Origin of the sequence: Corallococcus sp. CA053C, assembly GCF_003611675.1 — a bacterium.
Lineage (GTDB): Bacteria > Myxococcota > Myxococcia > Myxococcales > Myxococcaceae > Corallococcus.
Map to the genome: position 1 here is coordinate 1 of NZ_RAWA01000548.1, position 5170 is coordinate 5170.

Annotated in this window: 4 protein-coding genes; 2 read left to right on the forward strand and 2 right to left on the reverse strand. The window is 69.9% G+C overall.

The annotated features are described in order from the left end of the window. Nucleotides 1-209: 209 nt before the first annotated feature. Nucleotides 210-1130 (reverse strand): class I fructose-bisphosphate aldolase, encoded by a 921-nt coding sequence (locus tag D7V97_RS39615; RefSeq protein WP_120615759.1) that lies wholly within the window; start codon nt 1128-1130, stop codon nt 210-212. 258 nt (nt 1131-1388) lie between these two features. Between D7V97_RS39615 and D7V97_RS39620 the strand changes: the two genes are divergently transcribed. Continuing rightward, on the forward strand, nt 1389-3173 hold the full coding sequence (locus tag D7V97_RS39620) for a TolC family protein (protein WP_233583528.1): 1785 nt from the start codon (nt 1389-1391) through the stop codon (nt 3171-3173). Between the two features lie 66 nt (nt 3174-3239). Next, nucleotides 3240-3875 carry a phospholipid-binding protein MlaC gene (locus D7V97_RS39625; protein ID WP_120615761.1) on the forward strand — a complete coding sequence of 212 codons (636 nt, stop codon included), beginning with the start codon at nt 3240-3242 and terminating at the stop codon, nt 3873-3875. A gap of 78 nt (nt 3876-3953) precedes the next feature. Here the strand turns inward: D7V97_RS39625 and D7V97_RS39630 are convergent, their stop codons facing one another. Beyond that, the gene (locus D7V97_RS39630) at nt 3954-5039 is read right to left on the reverse strand and encodes an N-acetyltransferase (RefSeq protein WP_233583529.1); all 1086 of its coding nucleotides are present in this window, start codon (nt 5037-5039) and stop codon (nt 3954-3956) included. Nucleotides 5040-5170 lie beyond the last annotated feature (131 nt).

Below are 5170 nucleotides of genomic sequence, written 5' to 3' on the forward strand. Positions count from 1 at the left end.
GAGTGAGTCCCGGGGCAGGGGCGAGACCACGGGCCACTCACGCCACCGGAAGCTGTCGAGTAGCCCTCACCGCATCAACCCGCCACCCCGTCGCGTCCGGGGACCGGAAGGGCAGGGGCCAGGCTTGCTGCTCCACGCCCGGGCGGGCACCCTCCCCAACGCTCGGCGGGGAGGGGCGCGGACGTCGGGCGTGGACAGGCAGCTGGGGACTACTTGCCGGCGAAGATGTTCATCACGTCCTTGAGCAGCTTGATGGACTCGGCGTGCGGACGCTGGAACGCGTTGCGGCCCATGATGGAGCCGAAGCCGCCACCCTGGTGGATCTGCCGGATGTCGTCGATGAGCGCGGACGTCTCCTTCGACTCGCCGCCGGAGAAGATGACGATGCGCTTGCCGTTGAACGCGGAGCGGACGACCTCGCGCACGCGGTCCGCCAGCGTCTTGGTGGCGATGTTGGCCTTCTCGAAGGCCTTCTTCGCCTCCGCCTGCTCCAGGAAGTCCGTGGGCGGCTTCACCTTGATGATGTGCGCACCCAGCTGCGCGCTGATCTGCGCCGCGTACGCCACCACGTCGATGGCCGTCTCACCCTCCTTGGACAGGGCGCCGCGCGGATAGGCCCAGAGCACGGTGGGCAGGCCGTAGGACTTGGCCTCCGCGATGATGTCGCGCAGGTCCTCGTACTGCTCGTTGCGGGCCGCGGAGCCCGGGTAGATGGTGTAGCCCACCGCCGCGCAGCCCAGGCGCACCGCGTCCTTCACGGACGACGTCACCGCGGACATGGGCGCGGCCGTCTTCGCCAGCGAGTCGGAGTTGTTCACCTTGAGGATGAGGGGAATCTCACCCGCGAGCCTGCCGGCCACGGCCTCCAGGAAGCCCAGCGGCGCCGCGTACGCGTTGCAGCCCGACTCGATGGCCAGCTGCACGTGGTAGTCCGGATCATAGCCGGCCGGGTTCGGGCCGAACGAGCGCGCGGGGCCGTGCTCGAAGCCCTGATCCACCGGGAGGATGACGAGCTTGCCGGTGCCCGCGAGCGTTCCCGTGTTCAGCAGCCGCGCCAGGTTCGTCAGCGTGCCGGGATTGTCGGAGGGGTACCAGGAGAGGATCTGCTTGACGCGGTCGGTGTAGGCCATGGGGTTTTCCTTGAAGGAAGGCGTCGAAACCGGCGCGCGATTCTGCGACCCCTCCGCGCGCCGACCAAGCTTCATCTGAAATGAATGTCGGCGATTGTCACGCGCGATACGCGCCGCCGGACTGGGCGGAAGCCGACATCCGGAGGTGCGCATCCGTACACAGAAATGCTGCGCCGCCGCGGGCTTCCAGATATGCCCGCCGCACACGAGGCGGACCACAGCATGGGCAGAGAAGTCACCAGGGTCGTCGCAGTGGCAATGTTGCTTACCGGAGGCGTTGCGGGCGCGCAGCTCTCTCCCACGACCGCCCCCTCGAACGCCCCGGGGACAGGGGCTCCTGGCACCGCGGCCCCCTCTCCCGGCAACCTGTCACCGGCCACCATCCCCTCGCCGGGCACCTCGGGAAGTCAGGGCAGGCCGGGCAGCTCCACCTCGGGCTCCGGTTCGGCGCTGCCGCCGGGGCCCTCGCCGGTGAATCCCGGGCAGGCGGCCGAAGCCGGCAATGCCGCCCAGAGCGCCACCACCACCGCGCCGAAGACGTCCACCACGATGCAGGGCACGCCGGGCGCGGCAGCCCCCAAGGCAGGAACGCCCGCTGTCGGAACGCCGGGCGCCGCGGAAGGGGGCCCTGGCGACAACGCCCCGGGCAACGACGTCTCCGGCAATGGTCCGCCCGGCGACAGCGCGTCCGAGGTGGCCCAGGCCCCGGGCGCCCGGGCCGGCACGAAGCCGCCCCAGGGGCCCATCACCCTGGCCCGGCTGGTGGCGCGGGCGCGCACCCAGGACGCGCGCGTGGCGGAGGCGAGCGCGGAGCTGCGCAAGTTCCAGGCGCTGTACCAGCAGGCGAAGTGGGCGTGGTTCCCCAAGTTCGAGATCACCCTGGGCGCGGGTGGCCCCGTCCCCGAGGCGCGCAACAACGGCCTGGGCGGCCCGCCCACCACGGAGGCGTCGCTGGAGGGCGACTGGAACTTCGGCGACGTGGGCGTGACGGTGTTCTCCACCGGCAACGCGGTGCTGCCGCTGTACACGTTCGGCAAGCTGACCGCGCTGGAGAAGGCGGGCGCGCAGGGGCCCATCGTCGGCGCGGCGTTGCGCGAGCGCGTGCGCGCGGAAGCCGGCTTCCAGGCCGCGCAGGCGTACTACGGCTACCAGCTGGCGCGAGCCGGCCTGAAGCAGCTGGAGGACGTGTCCAAGCGCCTCAAGGACGCGAGCGACCGCATCGACGCCCTCCTCAAGGAGGACTCGGATCAGGTGTCGAAGCTGGACACGTACAAGCTGGGGTACTTCCGCCATCTCGTGGAGTCGCAGCGCGCCAGCGCCGTGCAGGGGGAGCAGTTCGCGCTCACCGCCATCCGGCTGCTGGCCAGCGCCGCCCCGGACGAGCCGGTGGAGGTGGTGGAGGAGGACCTGCCCCTGCGCGAGGACGTGAAGCTGCCCGACCTGGAGACCGCGCTGCGGGAGGCCAGCGAGCGGCGTCCGGAGTTGAAGGCCATCACCGCTGGCATCATCGCGCGGGAGCAGGAAGTGCTTATCCGCGAGCGCAGCTACTACCCGGACCTGGGGCTCGCGGGCTTCTACGACATCCGCTGGACGAGCAGTGCCACGCGCCAGCGCAGCCAGTTCGCGTACGACCCGTTCAACGACCGCACCGCGGGCCTGGGCCTCGTGCTGCGCGGGACGTTCGACATCCCCATCAAGGACGCGCAGCTGGAGCAGGCCCGCGCGGAGCTGGACAAGCTGCGCGCGCAGGAACAGACGCTCAAGGCCGGCATCCAGCTGGAAGTCACTCAGGTGCAGGGCCAGCTCGTCGCCGCCTACGCCCGCGCGAAGTCCTTCACCGAGGCGGAGCGCAACGCGAAGCGCTGGGCCACGGCCGCCTACGCGGCGTTCGACCTGGGCACCGGCGACACCCGTGAGCTGGTGGACGCCTTCAGCGCGCTGGCCCAGGCCTCCGCGGAGCGGGGCAAGAGCTGGCACGACGTCCGCTTGGGGCTCGCCTCCCTGGAGCGCGTGACGGGTGCCGTCCCGGCCACGGATGAATAACCCTTCCAGGCTTCCAGTCGTTTCACGCGTCGTCTCACGCGTCCTTCAACCCGGAGCTTCATCCAAATGATTGCTTCCCTGCTTGCCGCCACGTTGCTCGCCGCCGCGCCCGTGGGCCCGCTCAACGTCGTGAAGTCGGGCAACGCGGACGTCCAGAAGGCCGCCAACGCCCCTGGCGCCACCGTCCAGTCGCTCGCGTCCATCGTGGAGAAGTTCGTCGACTTCGAGGAGCTCGCCAGGCGCGCCCTCGGGGAGAAGGCCTGGACGGGCCTCACCCCCGCGCAGCGCAAGGACTTCGCCGACACCATGACGGGGCTCCTGCGCGCCTCGTACGCCCAGAAGGCCATCGGCCAGGCGAAGGCCGACGTGAAGTACGGCAAGGAGAGCGTGCAGGGGAACGAGGCCACGGTCGACACGCAGCTCACCGTGAAGGGCGACCCGGTGCCGGTGGACTACAAGCTGTACCGCACGTCGCCCAAGACGGACTGGCGCATCTACGACGTCGTCACCGACGAGGTCTCGCTGGTGGAGACGTACAGCGGCCAGTTCCGGAAGATCCTCCAGACGAAGGGCTTCGACGGGCTGCTCTCCACGCTGAAGTCCAAGCGCGCCCAGCTGGAGAAGGACAACGCCAACACCAGCGCGGCCTCCGTGAAGGCGTCCACGGGTGAGACGACGGGCGCCGCCCCGCAGGTGAAGTAGTCACGCGCAGGCGGTTCCTTCCGTCCGGGGCAGGGTGCCCGGGCGGAAGGGTCTCAAGGCGGTGAAGCAGACGGCTGCTCAGACGGGACGCTGGAACACGCGGTACGTCTTGGAGCGCTGGCCGCCCATGGACTCGATGGCGCGGTTGACCAGGTGGTTGTCCTCCAGCGTCCAGGAGATCTCCCCGCCCGTGTAGCCCAGCTGCTTCGCGGTGCGCAGGGTGTCCAGGTACAGGATGGCGTCCAGGCCCCGGCGCCGGTAGCCCTCCTTGATGCCCAGCGTGAGCAGCCGCAGCCGCTTGATGCGGCGTGACGCCAGCACCAGCTTCACCAGGCCAATGGGCAAGCCGAACGTGGTGAGCCGTCCACCCGCGGCCTTGAAGGCCTCGTTGGCGTCCGGCAGCGTCATGGAGAAGGCGACGGGCTCGCCCTTCACCTCCGCGATGAGCACCAGCTCCGGGCGCACGATGGCCTTCATCTCCTTGGCCATGTGGTCGAACTCGCGCTCGGTGAACGGGATGAAGCCCCAGTTCTTCTCCCAGGCGGAGTTGTAGATCTCCTTGATGCGGGCGATCTCCGCGGGGAAGTCCTTCAGGTTCACGGGGCGCACGGTGATGCCCTCGCGCTGACGGATCTTCTCCGCGATGCGCGCCACCTTCTCCGGCGGCGCCGCGGACGAGGACAGCTCCCACGCCCACAGGTCCTTCGCCTTGGTGAAGCCGCACGTCTCCAGGAGCCCCACGTAGTACGCGGGGTTGTACGGCATCATCAGCGCGGGGGGCGTGTCGTAGCCCTCCACGAGCAGGCCCCAGTCCTGGTTGCTGGAGAAGTTGGCCGGCCCCAGCACGCGGTCGATGCCGCGCGACTTCAGCCACGCGCTGGCGGCGTCCAGCAGGCCCCGGGCGACGCCCGCGTCGTTCACGCACTCGAAGAGGCCGAAGAAGCCCTCCTTCGTGCCGTGCACCTCCATGTGGCGCGGGTTCTTGATGGCCGCCACCCGGCCCACCACCTCCGCGCCCCGCCGCGCCAGGAACAACTCCACCTCCGCGTAGTCGAAGAAGGGGTTCTTCTTCGGGTCGAGGAAGTCCTTGCGCTCCATCTCCAGCGGCGGCACCCAGTTCGGGTCGTCACGGTAGAGGGCGTACGGCAGCCGGATGAAGGCCATCCGGTCCGCCGCGGACACGCGCACGTTGAGGTCCCCGTCGGAGAGCGCGTGCACCAGCACGTCCTCCACCTCCGAGCGGCCCAGCTGTCCCAGGATGTCCACCGCCAGCTTGCGCTGATCCGGATCCTCGT

What these genes read in the sequence shown, in the direction of transcription:
- D7V97_RS39630 (WP_233583529.1), bottom strand. Translation starts at nt 5,039, where the DNA reads ATGGCCTTCATCCGGCTGCCGTACGCCCTCTACCGTGACGACCCGAAC.
- D7V97_RS39620 (WP_233583528.1), top strand. Translation starts at nt 1,389, where the DNA reads ATGTTGCTTACCGGAGGCGTTGCGGGCGCGCAGCTCTCTCCCACGACC.
- D7V97_RS39615 (WP_120615759.1), bottom strand. Translation starts at nt 1,130, where the DNA reads ATGGCCTACACCGACCGCGTCAAGCAGATCCTCTCCTGGTACCCCTCC.
- D7V97_RS39625 (WP_120615761.1), top strand. Translation starts at nt 3,240, where the DNA reads ATGATTGCTTCCCTGCTTGCCGCCACGTTGCTCGCCGCCGCGCCCGTG.